The sequence below is a fragment of the Hanamia caeni genome (assembly GCF_003721595.1).
In the GTDB taxonomy this organism is placed as follows: Bacteria; Bacteroidota; Bacteroidia; order Chitinophagales; family Chitinophagaceae; genus Ginsengibacter; species Ginsengibacter caeni.
This window is the reverse complement of the sequence record NZ_RJJR01000008.1, coordinates 269,165-294,925: the sequence shown is the minus strand read 5'-3', so window position 1 is coordinate 294,925 and position 25,761 is coordinate 269,165. Positions and strand designations below refer to the sequence as shown.

Below are 25,761 nucleotides of genomic sequence, written 5' to 3'. Positions count from 1 at the left end.
ACTTCTAAAAAACAAAGTTGACTTTGAAGTCCTAAGTCATATTGTTAAACCGAAATTAAAAAGGCCATCCCAAAATTTATTTTGAGACGGCCTTTTGTTCGATACGATGTTTTTTCTTAGAAAAATTTGCTTCTGTAGTCTTTGATATCGGCAGTCTTTTTGAGTTCCTGGAATGACTCACTAAGTGCTGCCTGTACATTTCGGTTCATTTCATCATTCTGTTGAAGCTTTTGCATGGCTTCGTTTACGGGTTGCTTTTGAAAAACGCCATTTACTTTAATCACAAAAACGCCTGAATTGCCGGCAAAGGCTGGCGAAACTTTCGCTTGATAATTTTTGTTAAATGCTGCGCCCGCTACTTTTGGCTCATGGCCAATACCATTGATTATCTGCGCTTCAAAAGTAAGGGTGGAATCTTCCCCGGTTGTTAAAACCTGGGAGTGATATGCAGATGCTGCGGCATCCAAAGTGGATGGGTTATTTAGCTTTTTCTTTATGATGTCTGCTTTCTTGTCATTCATGATAATTCCTTCTACCAAAGGCCGCGCTACATCGGGAGCAGGAATGCCTTCTTTTAATCTTCTGTCCACTATAGCCACTACGAAATCATCTTTTAAAGAAAACGGTTCGGATACCTGTCCTTCTTTTGCATCGAATGCCCATTTAACTATGGAGCGGGCATCCGAAAGCTGACCCACCTGGTAATCATTTTCCTTTATGGGTGTGGGCACATTCACTTCTTTCAATCCGTGTTTAGCTACGTATTCATCAAAAGATTTTTTATTCTTCGCATATCCTGAAAGCTTTATCGCCTCTGTATTTGCGTTATTAATGGTTTCATCGCTTGGCGCTATTTCTTTAGCCATAAAAGCAATCTTATAGCTTGGCTGAAAATCCTTTTTCTCTAAAATCTCAATATAATGCCAGCCAAATTGTGTTTTTACTACTTTTTTTGTTTCACCATTATCGTTAAGCAAAAAATCACCAAAAGGTTTTGCAAAATTGTCGCTTTGGATAGTTTGCAGGTCAAAAGTCATTACGCCTTTGGTTTGTTTGGCTGCTTCATCAGTAGAATATTTTGCATCCAGCGAATCAAAATTTGCCCCGTTTTTGATTGCCGTTGCAATGCTGTCGGCAAGCCTGTGGGCTGTGCTGTCATCCATTAGCGGCTGCTGGGTTTGCGGATTGATAGTCCCTAATAAAATATGACGGCATTTGATGGAATCAGGCAGCACTTTGCTTCCTAATTTTTTTGCCAGAACATAATTGGCTCCATCAATATAAGGGCCTATCACAGTGCCGTTAGGCGAAGCAATAATTGAATCTTTTTTAGGAGATTGAATTTTTGATTCAGGAATATACTCATCTGAATAAGGAATCACTGACGAATTTCTTCCCAGGAAAAATTTTGCGTTGGAATCTGCTGCAAACTGCGGTTTTAATTCTTCAAGCGAATTAAAGATTCTTGCGCTATCCTGCGCATTGGCAACAGCACTGAAAGAAACATAGGAAAGCATTACACCCGGTTCCTGATTGTATTTCACCTTATTATTTTGCAGGTAGGTCTCGATGTCTTTATCGCTCACTTTTACTGAGCTGTCGGTGATTTCAGTAAAAGGAACCGCAACGTAAGAGATTTTTGCAAATTGATTTTTTTCTTCGCTTTGTTCCTTTACCAGCCATTTTGGTTGATACATGCTTCCGGCAATCAGTGAAGTATATTTGGTGTAAAGCGCATTTAGTCTCATCGGGTCGATTATCTGAGAGATAATAGCATTTCTTTGTTCCGCATTCTGGTTCTTTTTTGTTTGTGCCCACCATTGTTTTGCCTGCTCAATATCGTATTCGCCGGTCTCCCTGTTTGTAAATGCCTGCTTTAGCTGCTGAGGCGCCTGGTCGCTAAACATAATGGAGCTCATTTCATCCGGTGTGAAAGTGATGCCTAATTTTTGGAACTGTTCATCTACCACTTTTTCTGCTACCATTTGGTTCCACACAGATTCCATAATCTGGTTATTCTGCGAAGAACCGGCATTTGGATATTGCTGTTGCACTTCTTTTACGCGGTCGTTAAAAGTGTTGATGTCAATTTTTTCTCCGTTTACTACGCCAACGGAAGTAGTATTTCCTCCACCAAATATAGAACTCCCGCGCCCGCTGCTCATAGAATCCATTAATATAAAAGCAACAAGGCTTATTCCGATAAGAGAAATTACAATAACCGTCCCTTTTTCACGGATTGTCTGAATGATTGACATATTTTATAACACTTAAATTTTAAATGAGGCCGCAAAAATAGTGTAAAATAAGATAGGAACAAACTGTGGATAACGTATCAAAATAAGCGCTGGTCTTGTTTTCAAAAAAAATTTCATTTTAAAAATTTAACGGGATTTTCTTTTATAAAAGATATTAACAATGGGTTGTGGGAAAATTGTTTTTCCTGTGGGAAAAGCCAGAATTCTTACCTGCCTCGTCTGAATAAGATTTAATAACTCTTCCTGTTTTGCAAGGGTTGTTTTTATTCGCGTAAATAACCCACATTTTGTCCCTTCCCAGCTCACACAAATTTTATTTAAATGGATGGAAAATTTTTCAACACTCTTTTCTATCAACAGTCTGTTAAAAAGTGATTGGCTTATAGTATTTAATTAAATAATGGCTCGTTAGAATTTTGTGGATTGCTGTGGATAAGCAGGATATTTTAAATTTGCATCAGATTAAAAAAGTAATTTTTCCACAAATCCACATCCCTAATAATAATAGGCCTTTAAATAAAAAGGGTATTAATAATAAATACTATGGCAGATATTAACATTCAGGACGCAAAAAAAAATTTAGAGAAAAAAGGTTTTTTGGATTTGGATATTGATGTTAACTTGGACCTATTCTCTGAAATCGAACGCTTAAAAAATGAAAAAAATGCCGTCGTACTTGCCCATTATTACCAGGAACCTGACATTCAGGACGTTGCAGATTTTATTGGCGACAGCCTTGCGCTGGCCCAAAAAGCCCAATCAACCACTGCGGATATAATCGTTTTTGCCGGAGTGCACTTTATGGCTGAAACTGCAAAAATTTTAAATCCTAACAAGAAAGTTTTACTCCCAGATTTGAAAGCCGGATGTTCGCTCGCCGATTCAGCCCCGGCCGATGCGTTTAAAAAATTTAAGGAAAACCATCCTGACCATCTCGTAATAACTTACATCAATTGCACAGCCGAAGTAAAAGCCTTAAGTGATATAATCTGCACTTCTTCAAATGCAGAAGCAATAATCAACAGCCTGCCAAAAGAGCAAAAAATTATATTCGCGCCTGATAAAAACCTTGGCGCTTATCTGATTAAAAAAACAGGAAGGGACATGGTTTTGTGGAATGGGGCCTGCCAGGTGCATGAGTTATTCAGCCTGGAAAAAATCACCAAATTAAAAATGAGGCATCCTGACGCAAAAGTTATTGCGCATCCTGAATGTGAAGAATCGCTTTTAAAGGTTGCCGACTTTATCGGAAGCACCAGCGCGCTTTTAAAATACAGCGCTCAAAATCCAGCCACTGAATTTATTGTGGCCACAGAAGCGGGCATTCTGCATCAGATGCAAATTCAATCACCAACCAAAACTTTCATACCTGCACCGCCGGACAATGCCTGTGCCTGTAACGATTGTCCTTTTATGAAATTGAACACACTTGAAAAGTTGTACTTATGTATGGAATATGAAGAACCCGAAATTATTATGGATGAAAAATTAATGGAAGCTGCCAAAAAGCCTATTGAAAGAATGCTTGAAATCAGTAAGAAGTTTGGGCTATGATTTTTCAGTAAAGCAATAAAATTTAAGATTTTAACTTTCAGATGAAATAAAAAACCTGCATAAACAGGTTTTCAAATTAATCATTCACTATTATTTTCTAAACAATTCCTTCAGCAATTTTTGCTTTTATCTTGCCTTCAAGCTCAGTTGCCAAATCAGGATTATCGATTAAAAGTTGCTTTACTGCTTCGCGACCCTGGCCAAGTTTGGTAGTGTCGTAGCTAAACCAGCTCCCACTTTTTTGAATAATTCCTAAATCAACCCCCATATCAATAATTTCGCCCACTTTCGAAATTCCGCCACCAAAAATGATATCAAATTCTGCTACGCGAAAAGGGGGAGCCATTTTGTTCTTAACCACTTTTACTTTTACACGGTTTCCTATGGATTGATCGCCATCTTTTATTTGAGCCATTCTTCGAATATCGAGCCTCACTGAAGCGTAAAATTTCAACGCATTACCGCCGGTAGTAGTTTCCGGATTGCCAAACATTACTCCAATCTTATCGCGAAGCTGGTTAATAAAGATGCAACAACAATTTGTTTTGCTTATGGTAGCGGTTAATTTTCTCATTGCCTGGCTCATCAAACGGGCCTGGAGTCCCATTTTGCTGTCTCCCATTTCTCCTTCCAATTCACCTTTTGGTACCAGTGCGGCTACTGAATCGATAACCACTACATCCAGCGCTCCCGATAAAATTAGCCGGTCGGCAATTTCTAATCCTTGTTCTCCATAATCAGGCTGGCTGATTAAAAGATTGTCTACGTTTACGCCTAATTTCCTGGCATAAGTGCTGTCGAACGCATGCTCAGCATCTATTATAGCGCACATGCCTCCTTTTTTTTGTGCCTCAGCAATTACATGAATGGCCAATGTTGTTTTTCCGGAAGACTCAGGACCGTAAATTTCAACAACCCTTCCTTTAGGTAAACCACCAATTCCCAATGCTACATCCAAACCTAAAGAACCAGTGGAAATGGTTTCGTGTGGCTCCTGCGAACGTTCATTCATCATCATCACACTTCCCTTTCCATAATCCTTATCGATTTTATCCATCGTAAGTCTCAAAGCTTTTAGTTTATCGGATAATTTATCCGCGGTATTTGTTGCCATGTTATTTTTATTAAGCGATTATAAATTGTAAAGTTATCGGTTGAGCAAATATAGAAATTAATATTTATCAACACTAATTAATTTAGTAATTGGTGTTAATTTATTTAGTTAAAATCATTCATTTACAATTGAATATTTATTTAAATAAAAAAGGATGCCTGGAAAAGACATCCTTTTTTCTAAATTTCTTATACGAAGAAAATTACTTTAATTTATCCTTAATTTTTTTAGCCGCATCAAGATGCTTTTGCAGGGTAGGAATTGCACCGGTTATCAGGTTTTTATAGTCCTGATCTGTAACCTTATCAGCCGCTTTTTTGAAGGCATCGATATCCTTTTCATGATCTTTTACCATCATCGAAATGTAATCTTTATCGAATTCTGATCCTGTTTTTTTGCTTAATTTGGCTGTATCATCTTGCTGGCTGCTACTTATATCTGAGGGTAATGGAACATTCTTTTTTGCTGCGAGTTCCTGTAATTGCTGGTTTAGCTGGGTGTGGTCTTCTACCATCATTTTCCCGAAATTTTTTACATCCTGGCTTGCAGCATTTCTCTCTGCAATTGCCCCTGCTTTCACTTCAAAAAGGCCTCCCTGCGCTGCATCCTTTGTGAAATCTTTTGCATCTTCCCCCACGCTCGTTGTGTCACTATTATTCATATTCATTGAATTCATACTTGTATCTGCTGAACTCACTGTAGTGGTAGTGTCTGTAGTGGTGGAAGAATTTGAATTACCATTACAAGCTGAAAAAATCAGGACTCCTGAAATAATTACTCCAATACTTAGCTTTTTCATAAATATATTGTTTAAGATTAACGATATATCCTTGCTAAACAAAGTTTGTTCCATGCTTTATCTAATCTTAATGCTGTTGAATAATACTCACTGCCGATGCTAAATTGTTGAAATTTTTACATAAAGTGAGTGGTTTCCCACATCTTTATCCTTGGAGGCTTAAACTTTTTCATTTTGAAACTTTAGGATTTGTTTCACCGCTTGTTGGAGCGTTTCGTCCTTTTTGGCAAAGCAAAACCGCAGCACTTTGTTTTGCGTGGGTTGCTGATAAAAGGATGAGACAGGGATAGTGGCTACCCCGGCCTTTTCTGTAAGTGTTTTTGCGAAATCAAAATCACTTTCCGGCGATATTTCCGAATAATCATACAATTGAAAATAACTGCCATAAGAAGGAATGGCTTTAAATTTAGTTTGCGACATCAGGCTATTAAACAAATCTCTTTTTTCCTGGAAAAAGCCTCCTAAATGCAGATATTCATTTTTGTCTTTTAGGAAGGTGGCGAGCGCATATTGAACCGGCGTGTTAACAGAAAAGCAATTGTATTGATGAACCTTTGAAAATTCTTTCATAAGCCAACCTGGGGCCACACAGTATCCTATTTTCCAGCCAGTGCATTGATAAACTTTTCCGAAAGAAAAAACAACAAATGCTCTCTTAAACAAATCTGGATACCTAAGAATACTTTCATGTGTTTTGCCGTCAAACAAGATATGCTCGTAAACTTCATCGCTTAACAGGATAATATCCGTGCCTTCTATAATTTTTGCCAGGTTCTCCAAATCGCTTTTATCAAGAATTTGTCCGCTGGGGTTATTTGGCGAATTCAAAATAATCATCTTAGTAGCCGGAGTTATTTTTTCTTTTACCAGGTTCCAGTCTATTCTATATTCCGGGTGTTGGCATGATATTAAAATCGGGCGCGCCCCATTTACTACAATATTGGGCACATAACTATCATAAGCAGGTTCAAAAACAATTACCTCGTCGCCAGGCCTGAGGATGGTGGTTAGCGCAGTGTAAATTCCGTAAGTAGCGCCGGGAGTAATTGTGATTTCTGTGTCAGGATTAACGGGACAATTGTATAAAAAGTGAATTTTTTCTGCGATCTCTTTTCTTAGGGAAAGCAGGCCATTTCTATGGGCATATTGGTTGTGCCCATCTTTCATTGCTTTAAAAACAAGTTCAATTAACTGCGGGCTTATAGTAAAATCTGGCGTGCCCTGGCCCAGGTTAATAGCCTTGTGCTCTGAAGCCAGCAGGCTCATTACAGTAAAAATGCTTACTCCGGTATTTGGTAATTTACTTGAAAACGAAGCGTGCATTTATTTGCTTTTGAAATATTATAAATACTTATCTCCTTTATTTCTTTTGATTTCTGCCAGGTATTCTTTGATATTTTGTTCATTCTCCTTTTTACAAACAAGTAAAGCGTCTGCAGTATCCACCACAATAAAATCGTGCAGCCCCTGCAGCAAAATCAATTTATCGCCTACGGTATGAACAATATTTTTGGTTGAATCAAAAAGAATAGCGTTGTCACCGGCGACCGCGTTTTGGTGATTATCTTTTTCAAGATTTTCGTACGCGCTTCCCCATGTCCCCAAATCGCTCCATCCAAAGGAAGAAGGAATTACATATACATTGTCGGCTTTTTCCAATATTCCATAATCTATTGAAATGTTTACGCACAAAGGATAAATAACTTCTATTGCTTCTTTCTCCTCTTCTGAATTCATGGCTTTTTTTGCTCCATCAAACAATTCATGAATTTCCGGTAAATATTTTTCAAAGGCGGCAATAATATTTTTGGTTTGCCAAACAAAAATTCCTGCATTCCATAAAAAATCTCCGCTTGCGATAAAAGTTTTCGCTAATTCAAGATCCGGCTTTTCAGTGAAGGTTTTTACTTTATAAATATTGTCGCTTACAGATTGTTGTTCGTACTGTATATAACCATACCCTGTATTTGGCTGAAAAGGTTTGATGCCCAAAGTAAGAAGGGCATTATTTTTTTGCGTAAAGGCGAGGGCCTCAATACTTGTTTTAATAAAAGCCACATTATCTACGATAAGATGGTCTGCGGGCGCGCAAATTAAATTCGCTTCGGGATTCAGTTCGTTGATTTTATAAGAAATATAAGCGACGCACGGGGCAGTATTTTTGCGGGAAGGTTCACAAACAATATTTTCTTCAGGCAAATCAGGTAATTGTTCGTGCGTAATATCTTTATATTGCCAGGAAGTTACAATATAAATATTTTCAACCGGGATGTATTGCTGAAAGCGGTCGAAGGTTGCCTGGATAAGGGTTCTGCCTGTGTTTAAAATATCCAAAAATTGTTTTGGAAGATCGACTCTGCTTACAGGCCAAAACCTGCTTCCGATTCCTCCGGCCATAATGGCAACGTAGTGATTCTTATTCTTAATCATTTTTTTATTTTAAATAATGCCTTCTTTAATAAGATCGTGTAAATGTATGATCCCATAATATTTTCCCTTTTCTGTGACGATTAACTGGGTGATATTATAATTACGCATCACTTCCAGCGCATGAACAGCCAGTGATTGGCTGTCGATTGTTTTAGGATGAATGGTCATTATATCTTCGGCTTTTGCCTGTGGATGATACAAATCATTTTCAAGCATTCTTCGTAGGTCACCATCAGTTATAATGCCAACTATATTCTCTTCATTATCCATAACAACGGTCACACCTAAACGTTTTTTGGTTATTTCGATTATAACATTTTTTAGCAGACTTTCCTTCTTTACTGCCGGCTTTTCGTTATTTACAGCCAGTTCGGCCACACGCAGGTAAAGCTTTTTACCCAAAGTACCGCCCGGATGGAATTTTGCAAAATCATCAGGATTAAATCCGCGAAGCTCCATAAGACAAACGCAAAGTGCGTCGCCCATTACCAACTGGGCGGTAGTGCTGCTCGTAGGCGCCAGGTTGTATGGTGAGGCTTCTTTATTAACGGTGGTATTGAGAACGATATCGGCGCATTTTGCGAGATAGCTTTGCATATTTCCGCAAATTGCGATAAGGCTGTTGCCAAAATTCTTAATAAGAGGAACCAAAACTTTAATTTCAGGACTGTCTCCACTTTTGCTCAAGAGCATCACGACATCTTCGGGTTGTACCATCCCAATATCGCCATGAATTGCATCTGCAGCGTGTAAAAACACCGAAGGTGTACCGGTGCTGTTGAGCGATGCCACAATTTTTTGAGCTATGATGGCGCTTTTTCCTATTCCACTCACTGCCAGGCGACCTTTTGATTGAAAAATCTTCAATACAGCCTTTTCAAAATTTTCGTTAATACTATCCAAAAGAGCAGCTATAGAATCAGATTCTGCAATAATTGTTTGTTTACCGGTGTTTATTATATTATTAACCATTCAATTAAGCTAAAATTGCTTATTGTTTATGAAATTCAGATTGTAAAAGGTCCTCGAGAGCATTTTATAGATTAGTGAACAAAGAGAAGGTTTTTGTAGTACTAATCCAAATTCTTCGTACCTTAACCCAGGATAGCCCCCAAACGGTGCAAATTAAGTACATTTAACCTTAACCACTTTTTCAATTAAAGAATTAACTTTGAAACCTTTTTCAGATTGAACTAGCAGAAAAGAAAAAAAATGCCCACAACAAAAACTAAAAATCCAAGAATCCCAAAAGCTAAAGTTTCAAAACCACAATCTTCCAGCCACAGCGTTGACAATATACTAAAAGAACAACTTCAAAAACATTTCGGTTTTAATTGTTTTAAGGAGCCACAGGAGCAGATAATAAAAAGTCTTCTTTCCGGAAAAGACACTTTTGTTATTATGCCCACCGGCGGCGGTAAAAGCTTATGTTATCAGCTTCCGGCTATCATTAGTAACGGGTGTGCAATTATTGTTTCTCCCCTTATCGCACTAATGAAAAACCAGGTTGATTTAGTTCGGGGATATAGCAGCACAGATAATATTGCTCATTTTTTAAATAGCTCTTTAAATAAAGGACAACAAAAAGTAGTGAAGGACGACCTGGTAGCCGGCCACACCAAACTGCTGTACATCGCTCCCGAAACTATGACAAAAGAAGAAAATATTGAATTTTTTAAAGAATTAAATGTTTCTTTTTTCGCAGTGGATGAAGCGCATTGCATCAGTGAATGGGGCCATGATTTCAGGCCGGAATACCGACGGTTAAGAGAAGTTATGGATGAAATAAACCCCTCGCGCCCTGTAATTGCCCTTACTGCAACGGCTACACCTAAAGTACAAAGCGACATCATAAAGAATTTAGGGCTTCGCAACCCTGAAATCTTTATCTCCTCTTTCAACAGGGCCAATCTTTACTATGAAGTAGTGCCAAAGGTAAAAAAAGACCTTGCCATCAAAAGCATTGTGAAATTCATCTCGCAAAATAAAGGTAAAAGCGGTATCATTTATACGCTAAACAGGAAGACAACGGAAGAACTTGCTGAAACGCTTATGGCAAACGGAATAAAAGCTGTTGCTTACCATGCAGGCCTTGATACCAAGCTGAGAGCGAAAAGACAGGATGACTTTTTAGGCGAAGAAATTCAGGTGATTGTAGCAACTATCGCTTTTGGGATGGGGATCGACAAGCCTGATATTCGTTTTGTGATTCATTACAATATTCCAAAGTCAATCGAAAATTACTACCAGGAAACAGGCCGTGCGGGTCGCGATGGTTTAGAGGGAAAGTGTTTGCTTTATTATTCGCATAAAGATGTAGCGAAATTAGAGCATCTTATGCGGGATAAGTCGCTTAGCGAAAGAGAAATAGGTGCTCAATTAATTAATGAAACTGTGGCTTATTCCGAAAGCAGCGTTTGCAGGCGTAAGATGCTGATGAATTATTTCGGGGAAAAATATGAAAAAGATAATTGTGGTGGCAAATGTGATAATTGTAAAAATCCAAAAGAACTTGTCGAGGCCAAGGATGAAGTAATCATTGCATTAAAGGCAATAAAAGCTTTGGAAGAAAGATTTCCTATCACCTATATGATACCGGTAATTATTGGCAAATTAAACCCGCAGATTAAAATGTACCGTCATGAGGAAAAACCGGAATTCGGTTCCGGAAAAGAAAAGGACGAACATTTTTGGAACTCGTTATTAAGACAAATGCTTCTGGAGGATATAATTAAAAAAGACATCGAAGATTACGGGGTTTTAAAATTTACGAGCAAGGGGGAATCCTTCCTTAAAAAGCCCGTATCTTTTAAAATAGCATTAAACCATATTTTTGAGACAGACGGGGATGAGGAGGAGGATAATTCTGAAACCGGCGAAGCCGCGGCGGCGGACGAAAGACTTGTAGAACTATTAAAGGAACTGCGGCAGGAAGAAGCCAAAAAGAGGAACCTTCCGCCCTTTGTAATTTTTTTGGAAAACAGCCTTATAGATATGGCAACGCTATATCCTACTACGCTAAAAGAATTAGAAAAATGCCAGGGCGTTAGTGTTGGCAAGGCCATAAAATTTGGAAAACCTTTCGTCAGGTTAATTGAAAAATACGTTGAAGAAAATGAAATTGAAAAGCCAGACGATTTCGTGATGAAAAGCGTGGTAAACAGGAATAATAATAAGATTTTTATTATCCAGAATGTCGATAAAAAAATGCCGCTGGAAACAATTGCAAAAAACCGGACATTAAAGTTACCAGAGTTATTGGAAGAAATGGAAACCATTGTCGCCAGCGGAACAAAACTGAACCTGAATTACGCAATTGAAGACCTGATGGAGGAGTATGAGGAAGAGGAAATAATCGATTATTTTAAAGGATGCGAAACTTCAAGCCTTGAAGTAGCAAAAGAAGAATTAGCGGATGGAAATTATTCCTGGGAACAATTGAAAATTGTAAGAATTAAATTCCTTTGTGAATACGGAAATTAAATTGATTAAAAATGAATTTTTATTTTAAATGAATAATTCTATTTTTGCCGCCCACTGGTGCGGTAGCTCAGTCGGTAGAGCAAAGGACTGAAAATCCTTGTGTCGGCGGTTCGATCCCGCCCCACACCACAAAAGCCACTTGTAAAAAACGAGTGGCTTTTGATTTTATGCTTAGCGCTTACAGCATAAATTCGGAAAAAGAAAAATTTATGCAGCTAAAAGAAAATAGGAGATGATGGCAGCAAACGGGATTTAAAAAGGAAGTTCGGTTTTAGGATTGCCTAATTATTGTCTCTCTTGATAGAATAAAAAAGGTTTATTTGTTTGCTTACTACAATTAGAATGATTAGGCCTAAAGTTAATTGCTCATCTTGGGCACTATTTGCACAGGAATATTAATGCAAAGGAAAAACCTGTTGGCTTAACTTTTTATAAAATATCCATATTTTTAATTCGTTAATTCCAATGAATTCGATGAAAAATTTTTAAATGCGTGTAAAAGAACGATTTAGCAATAATTATGATTTCTTAAGAATCTTTGCTGCTTTTTGTATTATTTTTTATCATTCGTTTGCTCTTCTTGCCAAACAAAATGAAGAACCATTAAACCAAATTACAAACACGCGGGTTGATTTTTCACTTATTGGGCTTAGTATTTTTTTTTGCATCAGCGGCTATTTAATTGCAAAAAGCACTGTCAGGTCGCCCACGGTACTAAATTATTTGTGGAAAAGGCTATTGCGTATTCAACCTCTTTTAATAGTTACGTGTTTTTTTACAATATTTCTCATCGGCCCGATTTTTACCGAACTTTCTTTAATAAAATATTTTTCCGATGGAAATACCTATGCATATTTCAGAAATATCATGCCTCTGTTTGGCGTCCAATTTTATTTGCCAGGCGTATTTACGCACTTACATGATAAAGGGGTTAATGGCTCGTTATGGACGTTAATTGTTGAAGAAAGGCTGTATTTGCTGATGACTTTAGTTTTTCTGTACAAGAAAGATAAATCAAATTACCTGGCCTTTTTGATCGGATTGGTAAATGTTCTTTATGTCGTTAACCGGTATTTTTTTTCAGGAGAAATGATACCTTATCTTTCAGGAAGGGCTTTTTTTTATGCGCTTTTATTTTTGAATTCTGCGGCTCTTTACCTTCGGAAGATTAAGTTCAAGAAAAGCCAGCTCATTTACATCTGTCTTGGTTTTATTTGCCTTATCGTTGGAGTTTTATTTCCCTATGCAGATGTTTTATATTTTATTGCATTTCCTCTTTTAGTAAATGCTATAGCAAACATACAGGGCAGGCTAAATTATGCCGCAAAATATGGCGATTTTACTTATGGCACCTACGTATTCTCGTTTCCGGTACAGCAAATATTAGTATCAAAGGGAATTATCAGTCCTTATATTCTTTTTTTTATTACTGTAGCAATAGTCCTTCCATTGGCAGTGCTGTCATGGAATTTTATAGAAAGCCCTTTTTTAAAGTTGAAGAAAAGAATAAAATAGTGTTATCGGCCAAAATCGTCCTGTAGTCTTACAATATCATCTTCATCGCTGGGATTATTAGAATCAGTGTGCTTCCAGATTTCGGCCACAATTCCCCACGAATCCAGCCCAATCAGTCTATGCCGCTCTCCCTGTTGAAGCGTAATTATCTCGTTCAGGCTTTTTGTTTGAGTGGCTGTTTCCCTGTCGGTTTCACTTTGAATCACGCCCACTCTACCTCCGATTACTTTCCATAATTCAGAACGGCGGTAATGATATTGCCAGCTCAATCTTTTAGCTTTTTCCACAATTAGAATTTTCGGACTCACTTTTCCACTACTTTGTTTCTTTGAATCGTCCACATCTTTGAAGAAAAAATCTATAAACTTTTGCGATTGCGTTTCATCAATAACAAAAAAGCCGCCCCATGGCCTGAATTGATCAGAGTTAACTATATTAAATCCATTTGAGCTCAGAAAAGTTTTTACTTCTTGAAAAACTTCTTTTTTTTCCAATTGCGGTTCAAAATTTAAATTCATAATTACAAGATATAACGGTTATGCATACACGAAAATCAGCAGCCCATATAGACCATCAGGATTTGAACATCGCTGGGATTTACGCCACTGATTCTACTTGCCTGGCCAAGAGTTAGCGGTTTAATTTTTTGGAATTTTTGTCGCGCTTCATTTGATAACGAGGCCACTTTTTCATAATTGAAAGAACTTGGAATTTTTTGTTCTTCCAGCATACTCAATTTTTTCACCATGTCCTCCTCCTTTTGGATATAGACCTGGTATTTTGTTTGAATTTCAGCTTGTTGCAATGCTTCCGCGGAAAAATCAGACAGCCGCATTCTAACACCTGGAACACTATCCATCAGATCTTTTAGACTGACTTGCGGTCGTAACAGGAGTTGAGATACCTTCACTTTTTCCGCCGTAAGCGCTGAAGAATTCATTTCGAGGTAATTATTAATTTCAGCCGGCTCCAGTTTTACCGAATCGAGAATTTCAATAATTTTCCTGATTTCGTTTTTCTTTTTTATTACAGCGCTCATTCTTTCCTCGGAAGCTAATCCGGTACGGAAGCTTTTTTCGGTCAGCCTGATGTCTGCGTTATCCTGGCGGAGCAGCGTGCGGTATTCTGCCCGACTGGTAAACATTCTATATGGTTCGTCCGTTCCCTTGTTAATTAGATCATCAATTAGCACGCCGATGTACGCCTCATTTCTTTTTAAAACAAAAGCTTCCTGCCGGTTTATTTTCTGATGAGCATTTATACCGGCAACTATGCCTTGGCAAGCCGCTTCTTCATAACCTGTTGTTCCATTTATCTGCCCTGCAAAAAAAAGATTTTCCATCAATTTAGTTTCCAGCGAGCTTTTTAATTGCATGGGTGGGAAATAGTCATATTCAATAGCGTAGCCCGGCCTGAACATCTTACAGTTCTCTAATCCGGCTATCTTTTTCAGCGCTTTGTATTGAACCTCTTCGGAAAGAGAGGAAGAAAACCCATTTAAATATACTTCCACCGTCTCAAAACCTTCTGGTTCTACGAAAAGCTGGTGTCTTTCCCGTTCCGCAAACCGGTTTATTTTATCTTCTATACTTGGGCAGTATCTCGGGCCGGTGCCTTTTATTCTACCCTGAAACATGGGGCTTTCGCTAAAGCCCGATTTTAATATTTCGTGCACTTCCGGATTAGTATAAGTTATCCAACAACTTCTTTGATTCTCAGGCTTTTGTGTGTACAAAAAAGAGAAGCCAGTAACCTCTCCATCTCCTTTTTGTTCCTGCATTTTGGAATAATCAATACTACGGCCATCAATGCGCGGTGGGGTACCGGTTTTTAATCGTGAGCTTTCAAATCCCCATTCTACTAATTGTTCTGTAATTCCATACGATGAAGATTCTGCAATTCTGCCACCTTTTGATTGCTTTTCGCCAATATGAATAATTCCGTTTAAGAATGTTCCATTTGTTAGTACTACGGAACGCGCGTTTATAGAATGCCCACGTGCGGTTTTTACTCCTCTAATGAGATTCCCTTCTTTTAAAAGACCTACTACCGAATCCTGGTAAAAATCCAGATTTGGGGTTTTTTCAAGAAGGGTTCTCCATGTATGAGAAAAGAGCATTCTGTCATTTTGGGTGCGCGGACTCCACATAGCTGGCCCCTTGCTTTTGTTGAGCATTCGAAATTGAATCATGCTCAAATCCGAAACAATTCCGGAATAGCCCCCCAAAGCGTCGATTTCTCTCACAATCTGACCTTTTGCAATCCCTCCCATTGCAGGATTACAGCTCATCTGCGCCATGTTTTGCATATTCATCGTAATGAGCAACGTTTTACTACCCAGATTTGCCGACGCAGCCGCAGCCTCGCATCCGGCATGGCCCGCTCCTACTACTATCACATCATATTCTTGAAACATTCTGCAAAAGTAACAAATTGAAAAAATTTGATTTAAACTGTTTCACGTGAAACGAGCGTGCGGAATGTTTCACGTGGAACATCACACGAAAGTCAGGTAATAATCTTCTTTCTTTCTCATAAGCGCCTTTTGTGCCGGCGTGTGATCCTTATAGCCACACAAATGCAATACCCCGTGAATCATGACTCTATACAATTCTTGAATCAGTGGAACACCTAAATTGACGGAATTTTCTTCTACCCGTTCCACGCTTATATATATTTCGCCAACAATGGGAAGAGAAGAAGCTTCTAAGTTAAAAGTTAAAATATCCGTTAACGTATCATGGTTAAGATATTCCTGGTTTAATTTTAATAGAAATTCATCAGTGCAAAAAATAAGGGAGAGAGATCTAAAGGCCACCTTTTCTTCGGCAAAAATTCGTGCAATAGCTGATTTTACTAATAGCTTATTTTGTAAAAGTGGAGTCGTGTTGTGATAATTGAATACAATTGAGCCCAAGATGAATGAAATTTGAATAAATTAAAACCGAGAATTTTCTAAAATGAAATTATCAGAAGTTAAAGCCGGGACAAAAGTAAAAATTAAGTCTTTTGAGAATCATGAAATTGTTCTGAAACTGATGGAAATGGGATGCCTGCCAGAAGAAGAAGTAATGGTATGGAAAAAGGCACCACTAGGTGACCCCATTTACATTCTCGTTTCGGGATATTCATTAAGTCTCCGTTTGGATGAAGCCGCACAGATATTGGTTGACGTTATTAATAATTGAGAAAAATTAGAAATGAACATAGGGTTATATTTCGGATCATTCAATCCTGTACATAATGGGCATCTTATTATCGCTAACCACATTGCAAACTATACTGATTTAGATAGAATCTGGTTCGTAGTTTCTCCGCAAAGCCCTTATAAACGGCAGGAAACCCTTATAAATGAAAACCATCGGAAGCACCTGATAGATCTGTCAATCGAAGGCGAAAAGAAATTACGCACCTCTAATATCGAATTTAAACTTCCGAAGCCCTCATATACTGCTGAAACTTTATTATATCTCTCTGAAAAACATCCGGATTACAGGTTCACAATCATATTAGGAAGTGATAGCTTCCTCAACGTAAGAAAATGGAAAAATTCTGATTACCTATGGAATAATTTTGCTTTTTTGATATATAAAAGGCCCGGATTTGAAGTGAAAAAAGAAATGCTTAGCGAAAAAAGAACAGTAATAAAAGCGCCCCTATTGCAAATATCCAGCTCGCAGATAAGAGAAATGATTAGGGAAAAAAAATCAATTAGATATATGGTGCCTGAAATCGTTAAAGAGCAAATTGATATCCATCAATACTATGATTAGCAGTGGACAAATGAATTTTTTGAATTTTATTTTTAAATCAACAATCGCCTACTAGCTTTTAGGCGGATTTTTGTCTCTGTTATTCTGATTGTTATTATTTCGCCGGTTATTAGTTGGCTTATGCCTGTGTTTTTGATTTGCAGACCCCCTGGGAGAATTTTGGTTGTTCTCTCTATTTTTTTTGGGAGGTGACTTTCTTTTATTGTTATTTTTTTCCAGAGATTTTAAACTGATTTGGCCTACAACATCCACAAATTCAGGTTCTACATCCTTGGGTTTATCACTTACAATTTCAACTGTTTGCAGGGCTGCGGGTTTTATTCCTCGCTGATTTTGAGCCTTTATGTCTTTTACCGTTTCGATCGACAGGGGATAATATTTAGTGCTATCCGACATACTATACCACATCAGATTCCTGAATATATCTTTTTTTACTAAAAAGGCTTTTCCCTTGGCTACTTCAATTACATCGGCATCCTCAGGAAAATACTGCAAGGCATCTAAATAGGTGTCAAGCTCATAATTTAGACAACATTTTAACCTTCCGCACTGACCGCTTAATTTCGTTTGATTTATACTAAGATTCTGATAACGAGCAGCATTTGTATTAACACTTTTAAAATCTGTAAGCCATGTGCTGCAACAAAGCTCGCGTCCACAACTCCCGATTCCTCCTACCTTTCCGGCCTCCTGGCGGGCGCCAATTTGTTTCATTTCAACCTTCACCTTAAATTCATTGGCATATAAACGGATTAATTCTCTGAAGTCTACCCTTTCATCGGCTATATAATAGAAAGTTGCTTTGCGCGCATCTGCCTGAATTTCTACTTCTGACATTTTTAGGTTTAAATTCAATTGTCGGGCAATCGCACGGCTTCGAATTAAAACCTGCCGTTCACGAAGTTTGGTTTCTTTCCATTTTGCAATGTCGTTATCTGTAGCTAATCGCAAAATCTTTTTGAATTCAGAAGTGTATTCATCAAGTCTTTTTTTCTTTAACTGAAACCGGACCAATTCTCCTGAGAGATTCACCGTCCCCACATCAAAGCCACTTATTCCTTCTACGGCCACAATATCTCCTTTTGAAAAATAATTACCGGTGGTGTTTTTGTAATAGTCCTTCCTGCTTCCCTGGTTGAAAGAAACTTCAACAATTTTGCAATAATCTTCCGGATTATCTATCGGAAGATCCGCTAACCAATCGTATACATTTAGCCGATTACATCCGCCTGAACTGCATCCTCCATTACTTTTGCACCCATTTGGTTTTCCGGTTCCACAACTCGTACATCCCATATTATAAATTAAAAGGATTAAAAAAAATTCTCAGAACTACTTAAGGGCAGATTTAGCACTTTTTAAAAGTAAATATTAAAGCCGTTTTAAAAACGGGTAAGTAGCTAAATGCGCATTATGTTTAGAAATTATATATCGTAAGCTGGCTTTTTATACGGCCATTAAGTATTTTCTGTCAATTAACCAAAATTACCGAATTATCTTTAATAATGTGAAAAAAGCGAATTGACAACGAATGGAAAAGCATTTTCGCGTTTGCATTTCTTTCAATAAAATAAATTGCCTTTTCAAGTTCTTCCACCATGGCTATTTTGGCTTCAAAAGTGCAGAATTTATTTATTCGCGATGAAAAATCATGGTGGCTGTCAGAAATATTGAGGGCACCATTTTCTGTTATATAAGAAGTTTTGATTGCCTGCTCCAGTAAATGAACAAAAAATTTTAAAAATCCCTTTTGTTTTTCCCTTCCCAATTTGTTAATCTCATCAATCCACTTCAGAAGCAAGCTCACATTATTTTTCATTATGATGTTAAGCCACTCTCTTACCTGCGATTGAAAATCGTGTTCGGAATTTTTTAATAACAGTAGTGCTTCTCTAAAATTTCCGGCAGCAATTGCAGCAAGTTGCACGGCTTTTTCACTATCAACCTCGTAATTTTTTATCAAAATATTTGCCACCGACTCATCCGGGAAGGATGGAATTTTTATAACCTGTGTCCGGGAGAGAATTGTGGGCAGAATTGAATGTTCATCCTCAGCCACTAAAATAAAAAGCGTATTTTTTGGTGGCTCCTCAATAAGTTTCAGTAATTTATTTCCTTCTTTTCCCAGATATTCCGGCATCCACATTATCAAAATCTTATAACTGCTTTCAAAAGATTTTAAACTTAATTTATGGGAAATATCATCGCATTCAAATACTGAAATGTTTCCTTGTTTGTTAACAGCGTTTTCAATTTTGGCGCTGGAATGCTCCTTTAAAAAATCAAGCCAGTCGGTAACATTATTATAAGGAAATTGATGAACAAATTCACGCCATTCAGCTATAAAATCAGTGCTTAATACTCTTTCGTGCCGCGCATCTTTTTTTAATACAGGATACGAAAAATGAAGATCGGGGTGTATTAAATGATTAACTTTTTTGCAGGAATTGCACTCGCCGCAACTATCATTAAGAAATTCAGAGATTTCTTCTTCCCGGCTCTCATTGCCAAATAAAGAGCTTTCATTTTTGTTTGTTTGCGGGCCGTTTACTCTTTCGCACAATACATATTGGGCAAAAGAAATAGCCATGGGCAAAGCACCGCTGCCCTCTCTTCCTAAAAATAATAGCGCATGGGATAGCCGGTTTTTCCGCACCAAATCTTTTAATCTTTCCTTTATTGTTTCTTCCCCGGGTATTTGATTGAATTGCATGAAATATATAAGGAAGCCTCCCGCGAGAGGGCTTTTTATTTAATAAGTCGGTAAATCAGTGGTTCAGATAAGCCAATAACTTTTCATAGGCAGCTTTTCCTTTCGCATTCGGGTTGTTGGGAATCAGCCGATCTCCGTTAAAAAAAACTGTAAGGAAATTGCCATTTTCGTCAAACAAAAACTTGGTAAAGTTCCATTTGATGGGATCTGAAAAGCCCTTTTTTTCTGCATCGGCAACTATAAATTTATAAAGGGGCGCCATGTCATCGCCTTTAACAGAAACCTTTGCGGCCATTGGAAAAGTAACGCCATAGTTTTTTTTGCAAAAGGCCGCGATTTCATCATTTGTCCCGGGTTCCTGGCCGCCAAAATTATTGGCAGGAAAACCCACAATTACCAATTGGTCTTTATATTGTTTGTACAAACTTTCAAGATCGTCATACTGGGGCGTATTACCACATTTGGAAGCTGTGTTTACAACCAGGATTTTCTTTCCTTTGAATTTTGAAAAATCTATCGTTCCACCAAGTAATCCGGGTACTTTAAACTGATAAATAGATGCCGCTTTCATGGTAGGAGCGGTGGAGGATGGAATTACAAAAGAAAATAATAATAATGGAAGTGCTGCCAGAAATATCTTTTTCATTTTTTTTTATAAAGATAAGGATTCAGATAAAAAAGCTTTGGTAAACATTTAATGGCAAATGCACGAATTTTGGACCTTTGAAATAATTAGCCTAATGGAAAAGAAAAGTATTGATGAAAAGATAGACTTTGTTCTCGGTAAGTTCGATACGAAAGCTGTTATTTTCGACCTTGACGGAACCTTATTGGACAATAACTCGTTTCACCGCAAAACGTGGGAAGCGTATTTAAAAAATATCGAAAAAGTAATTTCACCGGAGGAATTCAACGCCTACATTAACGGGCGAACTAATAAAGACGCGATAGAATACATTTATGGAAGAAAAATGAGTGAAGAAGAATCTACCAGGTACACGTTGGAAAAAGAGGCGCTGTACCGCCAGATTTATAAGCCATTCATACAGCCGGTTAATGGTTTACTGTATTTCCTGGAAATTTTGCACAAAAAAAATATTCCTATGGCGATTGCCACATCCGGCATTCAGCCAAATATTGATTTTATGTTTGAACATATTCCTATCAAGGACTACTTTAAAGTGATTGTGAATTCGTCTCATATTATTAATGGAAAACCTCACCCGGAAATCTATTTAAAAGTCGCTTCACTGCTTAATATTTCACCAAAAAATTGTTTGGTTTTTGAAGATGCTGTGGTAGGAATTAATTCAGCAAAAGCAGCGGGAATGAAGGTAATTGCCGTAGCCACTACTCAAACAAAAGAAGAACTTTCCATCGCCGATATGACCTTGGATGATTTTAATTTTTAAAAGTATTCTATATAGTAAACAAACAAAAAGCAAGATTTTTTGTTTGGTAAATCAGCGCTCGTAGCAACCGATGTCAGGCTTTGCATCCCGTTTTTTATCCTCCAAATCATAAATAAATGGAGACGCCACGCCTGCGTCTACGGCCGGTGAGGCAGGATGATTCTTAAAATGAAAATCATAAATATTTTTTGAAATATTAATGCTGTCAAATAGTGGTGATTCGTTTTTTATGGAAGAAATAAAAGTGGCGTTAGGGATTTCATCCTTTGCCTTGTATAAACAGTGGTCAAAAATCGTCTCAAAGCTGGACGAGCCTTCCTCTTTCAAAACAATCTCGTTATCAACAGACCCTCCTTCGCCCCAAAAAATACAATTTTGAAACACTGCATTGAGGGGCGAAGTTGCGCTGCCCGTTGTTTCCGGCAAATAATTATAAATGCTTAAAACCGGATCCACATGAGAAATATAAAGGTTTCCAAAGGAGGCCACCGTGCAATTGGTGAACCGATAATGGCCCCCATATTGCAGGCTGATATTTTTCCCGCAATTATATACAAGGCAGTTGTCTGCCTCGATGTTAGAATTGATTCCAACAATTCCTGCATCGTAAATATTATTAATAATACACCGTGATATTTGAAGCTTTGGATTGGAAGCAGCAGGAAGATTTTGAACAATGAGGCCCTGGTAAGCATTTTTGATAATAGAATGCATCATTGAATTATTTTCACTGGTATTGCGGAAATAAATCCCGGGCCAGCCTGCGGGCAAATCTTTGTAATCCGCATCCAGCCTGTCTCCCGCAAATATCACCGGTTCATTTTTTGTGCCGCGCACTATTAAAGTTCCGTCTACTAAAAATGGCGCATCAGCATGTAAATAAATTTTTGTTCCCGCCTCTATTTGCAGCGTTTTTCCTGTATCCACCTGTATTCCTCCTAAAATGACGTATGGTAATGTATTGGTCCAGGTTGTGTTTTTATCAATGATTTTATTTTTATAAAAAATTGCGTTCTGGCCGTAGGCCTGCAGTTGCACCCATTTATTATTTCCATTATAATTTATCTGAATGCTGTCTCTCAAAATGAAGGGAAGCGTGGAAGAAGTGGGATCAACATTTACCTGAACAAAAATATAAATACTGTCATTTTTATTGATTTCGATATCATTGATTTGTGGAGATGCTACGCCGTCGATATTTATTTTAAAGGCGGAAGAAGGCCCTCCTGTAAGCCTGATACTTGAAATTTTCAGCTTCTGGTTATTGCTATTGAAAACTTTAAAAGATTGTGTTATTGAACCAACATTCGTGAAAACGGTATCAAAAAACAAGGTATCTGAACTGGTGGACACAGAAGCATCCGGACTTGTAATAAATCCGTCTTTTGTGCATGAAAAAAAAATCAAAAGAATACATATGGTAATGGCCGATTTCAAACTGCTTATTGATTAGTATTTCCAGATAATTATTTAAACCAGCACATTTTCTATTATTTCAAAACCATCGGCTGGTGTCAATCCATTCCACAGGATTTTATAGATGGTTTCTGCAATTGGCATTTCAGCTTTCACTTTTTTATTGATAAGAAACATGCACTTACTGGCATTATACCCTTCGGCCACCATACTCATTTCAAGCTGGGCAGTTTGCACCGAATAGCCTTTTCCAATCATGTTGCCAAAAGTACGGTTTCGGCTAAAGAGTGAATAACAGGTTACCAGCAAATCCCCCAAATATACTGAAGCTGCATAGTTGGTTCGTATTTGTTGGTTTTCCGGTGACCCGTGATGTTCGATTGACCCAACGACAACGTTTTCGATTCCTGATTTTCTTAAGAAGCCTGCCATCTCATCGGCGCTGTTAGCAATAAGCACACTCAAAAAGTTATCGCCATATTCAAGCCCATGTGCAATTCCGGCTCCGATGGCATAAATATTCTTAAGCACCGCAGCATATTGCACGCCATAGATATCTGAATTGCAAACAGGATTTAAATAAGGCGTTTTAAAATAAAAAGAAATTTCTTTAGTGGCCTTTTCGTCTATGCCGGTAAAAGTAAGATAGGATAGTTTTTCAGCGGCTATTTCTTCAGCGTGGCATGGCCCCAGCACGGTAAAATAATTATTTAATTCAACATCAAAATGACGTTTAAGATATTCATTCAGCAAAATATTTTTCTCGGGTAAAACTCCTTTTACTGCTGATAAAATCTTTTTCCCGTTGAAAATATCCGCAGGAAGGGCATTTAAAATGTCAGCTACAAAAGAGGAAGGAATCACAATCACCACCACATCGCTTTTTTCAATCACTTCTCCGGCGCTGCTGGAAAAATTTAAAAGGCCTGTATCGAATAAAGTATTGCTTAAATAATGTGGATTATAACGGCGTTTTTTAAAACTATTTATATTGGAATCACTTCTTATCCACCAGTTAATCTGGTTTTTATTATCCGTCAATATTTTGGCAATGGCCGTGCCCCAACTACCGCTTCCTATGATTCCAAATTTCATGACAGGTGCAATTTTTCAATGGCTATCTGAGCCGCAATCTGGCTCGCATCTTTCTTATTGAATGCTTTGGCTTCGGCAACCAGCACGCCATCTACCATTGCGCCAATCGTGAATAACCTGCGGCCGTTTTCTAGGCTTTCATCAAGAGTTTCGAACTCAAGAACCTTGCCGTGCTTATTTGCCCAGCCATATAATTTATTCTTTTGATTGATATCCAGGTTTTCTAAATCCTGCATAAATAAGTGAGGTGCTATGATTCTTTGGGTTACCCATTTTTTTGTTTGAGCATATCCCTTATCGATATAAATGGCTCCGGCAAGGGCTTCCAATGTATTTCCAAAAATTTGTGATATTTTCAGCGAATGGTCGAAATGATTAAAGAGGGTAATTTTTTTTAAGCCGATTTTTACCGCAATTTCATTAAGCTGATTGCGGTTCACCATTTTGCTTCTCATCTCCGTCAAAAAACCTTCATCTTTATAGGGGTATCTCATAAAAAGATAATCAGCTACTATGGCGCTGATAACAGCATCTCCAAGGTATTCGAGGCGTTCGTTATTCTCATCCGAACCTTCGCGCACTGAGCGGTGACTAAGTGCGGTTTGATATAGGTTTAACCGGCGGGGAGAAAAGCCCAAAACGTTACGCAATTGTTTCCGAAAATTCCGTTTATTCCTGGAAAGAAAGATGTTTTTCAACAACCACACAAGAGAAATTAAATTTTATGGCTAAAAATAATGAAAATAAAATCTATATCATTATATCTTCTGCCTTTTTTGAACGGATTGGCCTGGCAGCGTTCCCTTAAATCGGGTTCTTTCGATAAATAGAACGGCAAATATTAAGAGCTTCCCAAATTATTGATGTCATCATCAAAATTGTTATCAGGCAGCCGGTTTAGCTGGGCCTTGATAATAAAATAACTTGTGACCGCAAAAGTTAGCGCCACCATGATAATTGAAAAAATATTATCGGGCTTAAAAATCATGAGCCCAAAAATTAATCCTATTATCTCGGAAACGAGCCATGAGACAACGGTATAAATTTTCCACCGGATTGGCTTAAGTCCTTTTCTTAAGGCGATCCTGCCGATTTCTTTTGTAAGAAAATAGAGTACAATTAGGTCAAGCATTGCCTGAAATTAATTTTATATTTAATCAAACAAGGGAAATATCAAAATTTACCAGTTGCACAAATTCTTCTAACCTTAACTCAATATCCTTCCTGGAAATTTCTTTTAAACGCTGTGGCCCAAAAGCTTCCACACAAAAACTTGCCATGGCCGAACCTACAATGATGGCAGTTTTCATATTTTCGAAACTGATATTTTTGGTATGATCAATATGCCCGATAAAACCTCCGGCAAATGCATCGCCGGCGCCTGTAGGGTCAAATACTTCTTCAAGCGGCAAAGCAGGCGCGAAAAAAACTTCGTTTTGATGAAACAATAAAGCCCCGTGCTCTCCTTTTTTTATGATAAGAAATCTAGGGCCCATTTTTAAAATGGATTTGGCGCTTTTTACAATAGAGTATTCCCCGCTGAGCTGGCGCGCTTCACTGTCGTTTATTAATAAAACATCTACTTTTTGCAAAACTTTTTTCAAATCAGCCATCGCGGTTTCCATCCAAAAGTTCATTGTATCGAGTACTACCAGCTCCGGCCTGGTGCGCAATTGCTCAATCACGCTCAATTGCAGGCTGGGCATCAGGTTTCCTAACATTAAATATTTTGCATCCTGGTATTGTTCAGGCACTTTGGGATTAAAATTGGCAAGCACATTCAGATCGGTAACCAATGTATCCCGTGAATTCATGTCGAGATGATATTTGCCGCTCCAGAAAAAAGATTTTTGATCGGGAACCACCTCTACGCCGGAAAGATCTACGCCGCGGCTTTTTAATTCGTTCATTTCTTCTTCCGGAAAATCATTTCCTACGATCGAAATCTGCTGAACCGGGTTAGTTAAATGGCTGGCAGCATACGCTACATAAGTGGCCGACCCGCCCACAATTTTATCAATTTTGCCAAAAGGTGTTTCAATAGCGTCAAATGCCATAGTGCCAAGAGTGATAATTGCCATAAGAGTTTTTTAAATCGGTGCAAAAGTAAAAGATTATAGCCGATTGCTGTATTTCATAAAGGAGCAAGTGTTTATACCGGTATTAAATGAGCGATAAAATAAAAATTATCTTTGTTTT

The 25,761-nt window shown here is 37.9% G+C and carries 23 protein-coding genes and 1 tRNA gene; 7 read left to right on the top strand and 17 right to left on the bottom strand.

From position 1 onward, the window contains the following. Positions 1–116: 116 nt before the first annotated feature. The gene (locus tag EFY79_RS11605; RefSeq protein WP_123120868.1) at positions 117–2,258 is read right to left on the bottom strand and encodes a peptidylprolyl isomerase; all 2,142 of its coding nucleotides are present in this window, start codon (positions 2,256–2,258) and stop codon (positions 117–119) included. Between the two features lie 543 nt (positions 2,259–2,801). On the opposite strand from EFY79_RS11605, the gene nadA reads away from it, so the two are divergent. Continuing rightward, positions 2,802–3,812: a quinolinate synthase NadA gene (nadA, locus tag EFY79_RS11595; protein WP_123120866.1), complete on the top strand. Its 1,011-nt coding sequence runs from the start codon at positions 2,802–2,804 to the stop codon at positions 3,810–3,812. Positions 3,813–3,909: 97 nt separating this feature from the next. On the opposite strand, the gene recA is transcribed toward nadA, so the two are convergent. The 5 genes from recA to EFY79_RS11570 all read right to left on the bottom strand — a co-directional run bounded on the left by recA (position 3,910) and on the right by EFY79_RS11570 (position 9,127). Then, positions 3,910–4,926 carry a recombinase RecA gene (gene recA / locus EFY79_RS11590; protein ID WP_123120865.1) on the bottom strand — a complete coding sequence of 339 codons (1,017 nt, stop codon included), beginning with the start codon at positions 4,924–4,926 and terminating at the stop codon, positions 3,910–3,912. A gap of 202 nt (positions 4,927–5,128) precedes the next feature. Beyond that, positions 5,129–5,725 (bottom strand): DUF4142 domain-containing protein, encoded by a 597-nt coding sequence (locus tag EFY79_RS11585; RefSeq protein ID WP_158605203.1) that lies wholly within the window; start codon positions 5,723–5,725, stop codon positions 5,129–5,131. A gap of 159 nt (positions 5,726–5,884) precedes the next feature. Continuing rightward, positions 5,885–7,048: a methionine aminotransferase gene (locus tag EFY79_RS11580; protein ID WP_123120863.1), complete on the bottom strand. Its 1,164-nt coding sequence runs from the start codon at positions 7,046–7,048 to the stop codon at positions 5,885–5,887. Between the two features lie 18 nt (positions 7,049–7,066). Continuing rightward, complete coding sequence (locus EFY79_RS11575) at positions 7,067–8,155, bottom strand: mannose-1-phosphate guanylyltransferase (protein ID WP_123120862.1); 1,089 nt, start codon at positions 8,153–8,155, stop codon at positions 7,067–7,069. 9 nt (positions 8,156–8,164) lie between these two features. Then, positions 8,165–9,127: a KpsF/GutQ family sugar-phosphate isomerase gene (locus EFY79_RS11570; RefSeq protein WP_123120861.1), complete on the bottom strand. Its 963-nt coding sequence runs from the start codon at positions 9,125–9,127 to the stop codon at positions 8,165–8,167. A gap of 240 nt (positions 9,128–9,367) precedes the next feature. Here EFY79_RS11570 and EFY79_RS11565 point away from each other — a divergent pair, with 240 nt between their 5' ends. The 3 genes from EFY79_RS11565 to EFY79_RS11555 all read left to right on the top strand — a co-directional run bounded on the left by EFY79_RS11565 (position 9,368) and on the right by EFY79_RS11555 (position 13,153). Then, the gene (locus EFY79_RS11565; protein ID WP_123120860.1) at positions 9,368–11,638 is read left to right on the top strand and encodes a RecQ family ATP-dependent DNA helicase; all 2,271 of its coding nucleotides are present in this window, start codon (positions 9,368–9,370) and stop codon (positions 11,636–11,638) included. Positions 11,639–11,694: 56 nt separating this feature from the next. After that, positions 11,695–11,767 (top strand) — tRNA-Phe (locus EFY79_RS11560). A gap of 360 nt (positions 11,768–12,127) precedes the next feature. After that, complete coding sequence (locus EFY79_RS11555; protein ID WP_123120859.1) at positions 12,128–13,153, top strand: acyltransferase family protein; 1,026 nt, start codon at positions 12,128–12,130, stop codon at positions 13,151–13,153. Positions 13,154–13,155: 2 nt separating this feature from the next. Here EFY79_RS11555 and EFY79_RS11550 read toward each other — a convergent pair whose 3' ends face one another. From EFY79_RS11550 to ybeY, 3 genes are all read right to left on the bottom strand, one after another. Next, positions 13,156–13,671, bottom strand: a complete 516-nt coding sequence (locus EFY79_RS11550; RefSeq protein ID WP_123120858.1) for a cupin domain-containing protein — start codon at positions 13,669–13,671, stop codon at positions 13,156–13,158. A 35-nt stretch (positions 13,672–13,706) separates the two neighbouring features. Beyond that, entirely contained in the window at positions 13,707–15,569 is a 1,863-nt protein-coding gene (gene mnmG, locus EFY79_RS11545) for a tRNA uridine-5-carboxymethylaminomethyl(34) synthesis enzyme MnmG (RefSeq protein ID WP_123120857.1), read from the bottom strand. A gap of 81 nt (positions 15,570–15,650) precedes the next feature. After that, positions 15,651–16,070 carry an rRNA maturation RNase YbeY gene (gene ybeY / locus EFY79_RS11540; protein WP_123120856.1) on the bottom strand — a complete coding sequence of 140 codons (420 nt, stop codon included), beginning with the start codon at positions 16,068–16,070 and terminating at the stop codon, positions 15,651–15,653. 43 nt (positions 16,071–16,113) lie between these two features. Between ybeY and EFY79_RS11535 the strand changes: the two genes are divergently transcribed. Together EFY79_RS11535 and nadD are read left to right on the top strand one after the other, a co-directional pair. Next, entirely contained in the window at positions 16,114–16,341 is a 228-nt protein-coding gene (locus EFY79_RS11535; protein WP_123120855.1) for a FeoA family protein, read from the top strand. Positions 16,342–16,353: 12 nt separating this feature from the next. Then, complete coding sequence (nadD, locus tag EFY79_RS11530) at positions 16,354–16,926, top strand: nicotinate (nicotinamide) nucleotide adenylyltransferase (RefSeq protein WP_123120854.1); 573 nt, start codon at positions 16,354–16,356, stop codon at positions 16,924–16,926. A 51-nt stretch (positions 16,927–16,977) separates the two neighbouring features. Here nadD and EFY79_RS11525 read toward each other — a convergent pair whose 3' ends face one another. The 3 genes from EFY79_RS11525 to EFY79_RS11515 all read right to left on the bottom strand — a co-directional run bounded on the left by EFY79_RS11525 (position 16,978) and on the right by EFY79_RS11515 (position 20,285). Then, positions 16,978–18,222 carry a PSP1 domain-containing protein gene (locus tag EFY79_RS11525; protein WP_123120853.1) on the bottom strand — a complete coding sequence of 415 codons (1,245 nt, stop codon included), beginning with the start codon at positions 18,220–18,222 and terminating at the stop codon, positions 16,978–16,980. 175 nt (positions 18,223–18,397) lie between these two features. Further along, complete coding sequence (locus EFY79_RS11520) at positions 18,398–19,639, bottom strand: DNA polymerase III subunit (protein ID WP_123120852.1); 1,242 nt, start codon at positions 19,637–19,639, stop codon at positions 18,398–18,400. A gap of 55 nt (positions 19,640–19,694) precedes the next feature. Beyond that, positions 19,695–20,285 (bottom strand): glutathione peroxidase, encoded by a 591-nt coding sequence (locus tag EFY79_RS11515; protein ID WP_123120851.1) that lies wholly within the window; start codon positions 20,283–20,285, stop codon positions 19,695–19,697. A gap of 94 nt (positions 20,286–20,379) precedes the next feature. On the opposite strand from EFY79_RS11515, the gene EFY79_RS11510 reads away from it, so the two are divergent. After that, complete coding sequence (locus EFY79_RS11510; RefSeq protein WP_158605202.1) at positions 20,380–21,051, top strand: HAD family hydrolase; 672 nt, start codon at positions 20,380–20,382, stop codon at positions 21,049–21,051. Between the two features lie 51 nt (positions 21,052–21,102). On the opposite strand, the gene EFY79_RS11505 is transcribed toward EFY79_RS11510, so the two are convergent. The 5 genes from EFY79_RS11505 to EFY79_RS11485 form a co-directional block, all read right to left on the bottom strand. Further along, positions 21,103–22,458, bottom strand: a complete 1,356-nt coding sequence (locus EFY79_RS11505) for a hypothetical protein (RefSeq protein WP_233577986.1) — start codon at positions 22,456–22,458, stop codon at positions 21,103–21,105. Between the two features lie 63 nt (positions 22,459–22,521). Then, a complete protein-coding gene (locus tag EFY79_RS11500) occupies positions 22,522–23,562 on the bottom strand; it encodes an NAD(P)H-dependent glycerol-3-phosphate dehydrogenase (RefSeq protein WP_123120848.1) in 1,041 nt (346 codons plus the stop codon). Next, on the bottom strand, positions 23,559–24,212 hold the full coding sequence (locus EFY79_RS11495) for a ribonuclease III family protein (RefSeq protein ID WP_233577985.1): 654 nt from the start codon (positions 24,210–24,212) through the stop codon (positions 23,559–23,561). The genes EFY79_RS11500 and EFY79_RS11495 overlap by 4 nt, the downstream gene beginning before the upstream one ends. A gap of 191 nt (positions 24,213–24,403) precedes the next feature. Continuing rightward, positions 24,404–24,694, bottom strand: a complete 291-nt coding sequence (locus EFY79_RS11490; protein WP_123120846.1) for a hypothetical protein — start codon at positions 24,692–24,694, stop codon at positions 24,404–24,406. Between the two features lie 25 nt (positions 24,695–24,719). Continuing rightward, positions 24,720–25,643, bottom strand: coding sequence for a PfkB family carbohydrate kinase (locus EFY79_RS11485; protein WP_123120845.1), 924 nt, complete (start codon positions 25,641–25,643; stop codon positions 24,720–24,722). Positions 25,644–25,761: the final 118 nt, after the last annotated feature.

What these genes read in the sequence shown, in the direction of transcription:
- EFY79_RS11605 (WP_123120868.1), bottom strand. Translation starts at nt 2,258, where the DNA reads ATGTCAATCATTCAGACAATCCGTGAAAAAGGGACGGTTATTGTAATT.
- nadA (WP_123120866.1), top strand. Translation starts at nt 2,802, where the DNA reads ATGGCAGATATTAACATTCAGGACGCAAAAAAAAATTTAGAGAAAAAA.
- recA (WP_123120865.1), bottom strand. Translation starts at nt 4,926, where the DNA reads ATGGCAACAAATACCGCGGATAAATTATCCGATAAACTAAAAGCTTTG.
- EFY79_RS11585 (WP_158605203.1), bottom strand. Translation starts at nt 5,725, where the DNA reads ATGAAAAAGCTAAGTATTGGAGTAATTATTTCAGGAGTCCTGATTTTT.
- EFY79_RS11580 (WP_123120863.1), bottom strand. Translation starts at nt 7,048, where the DNA reads ATGCACGCTTCGTTTTCAAGTAAATTACCAAATACCGGAGTAAGCATT.
- EFY79_RS11575 (WP_123120862.1), bottom strand. Translation starts at nt 8,155, where the DNA reads ATGATTAAGAATAAGAATCACTACGTTGCCATTATGGCCGGAGGAATC.
- EFY79_RS11570 (WP_123120861.1), bottom strand. Translation starts at nt 9,127, where the DNA reads ATGGTTAATAATATAATAAACACCGGTAAACAAACAATTATTGCAGAA.
- EFY79_RS11565 (WP_123120860.1), top strand. Translation starts at nt 9,368, where the DNA reads ATGCCCACAACAAAAACTAAAAATCCAAGAATCCCAAAAGCTAAAGTT.
- EFY79_RS11555 (WP_123120859.1), top strand. Translation starts at nt 12,128, where the DNA reads ATGCGTGTAAAAGAACGATTTAGCAATAATTATGATTTCTTAAGAATC.
- EFY79_RS11550 (WP_123120858.1), bottom strand. Translation starts at nt 13,671, where the DNA reads ATGAATTTAAATTTTGAACCGCAATTGGAAAAAAAAGAAGTTTTTCAA.
- mnmG (WP_123120857.1), bottom strand. Translation starts at nt 15,569, where the DNA reads ATGTTTCAAGAATATGATGTGATAGTAGTAGGAGCGGGCCATGCCGGA.
- EFY79_RS11535 (WP_123120855.1), top strand. Translation starts at nt 16,114, where the DNA reads ATGAAATTATCAGAAGTTAAAGCCGGGACAAAAGTAAAAATTAAGTCT.
- nadD (WP_123120854.1), top strand. Translation starts at nt 16,354, where the DNA reads ATGAACATAGGGTTATATTTCGGATCATTCAATCCTGTACATAATGGG.
- EFY79_RS11525 (WP_123120853.1), bottom strand. Translation starts at nt 18,222, where the DNA reads ATGGGATGTACGAGTTGTGGAACCGGAAAACCAAATGGGTGCAAAAGT.
- EFY79_RS11520 (WP_123120852.1), bottom strand. Translation starts at nt 19,639, where the DNA reads ATGCAATTCAATCAAATACCCGGGGAAGAAACAATAAAGGAAAGATTA.
- EFY79_RS11515 (WP_123120851.1), bottom strand. Translation starts at nt 20,285, where the DNA reads ATGAAAAAGATATTTCTGGCAGCACTTCCATTATTATTATTTTCTTTT.
- EFY79_RS11510 (WP_158605202.1), top strand. Translation starts at nt 20,380, where the DNA reads ATGGAAAAGAAAAGTATTGATGAAAAGATAGACTTTGTTCTCGGTAAG.
- EFY79_RS11500 (WP_123120848.1), bottom strand. Translation starts at nt 23,562, where the DNA reads ATGAAATTTGGAATCATAGGAAGCGGTAGTTGGGGCACGGCCATTGCC.
- EFY79_RS11490 (WP_123120846.1), bottom strand. Translation starts at nt 24,694, where the DNA reads ATGCTTGACCTAATTGTACTCTATTTTCTTACAAAAGAAATCGGCAGG.
- EFY79_RS11485 (WP_123120845.1), bottom strand. Translation starts at nt 25,643, where the DNA reads ATGGCAATTATCACTCTTGGCACTATGGCATTTGACGCTATTGAAACA.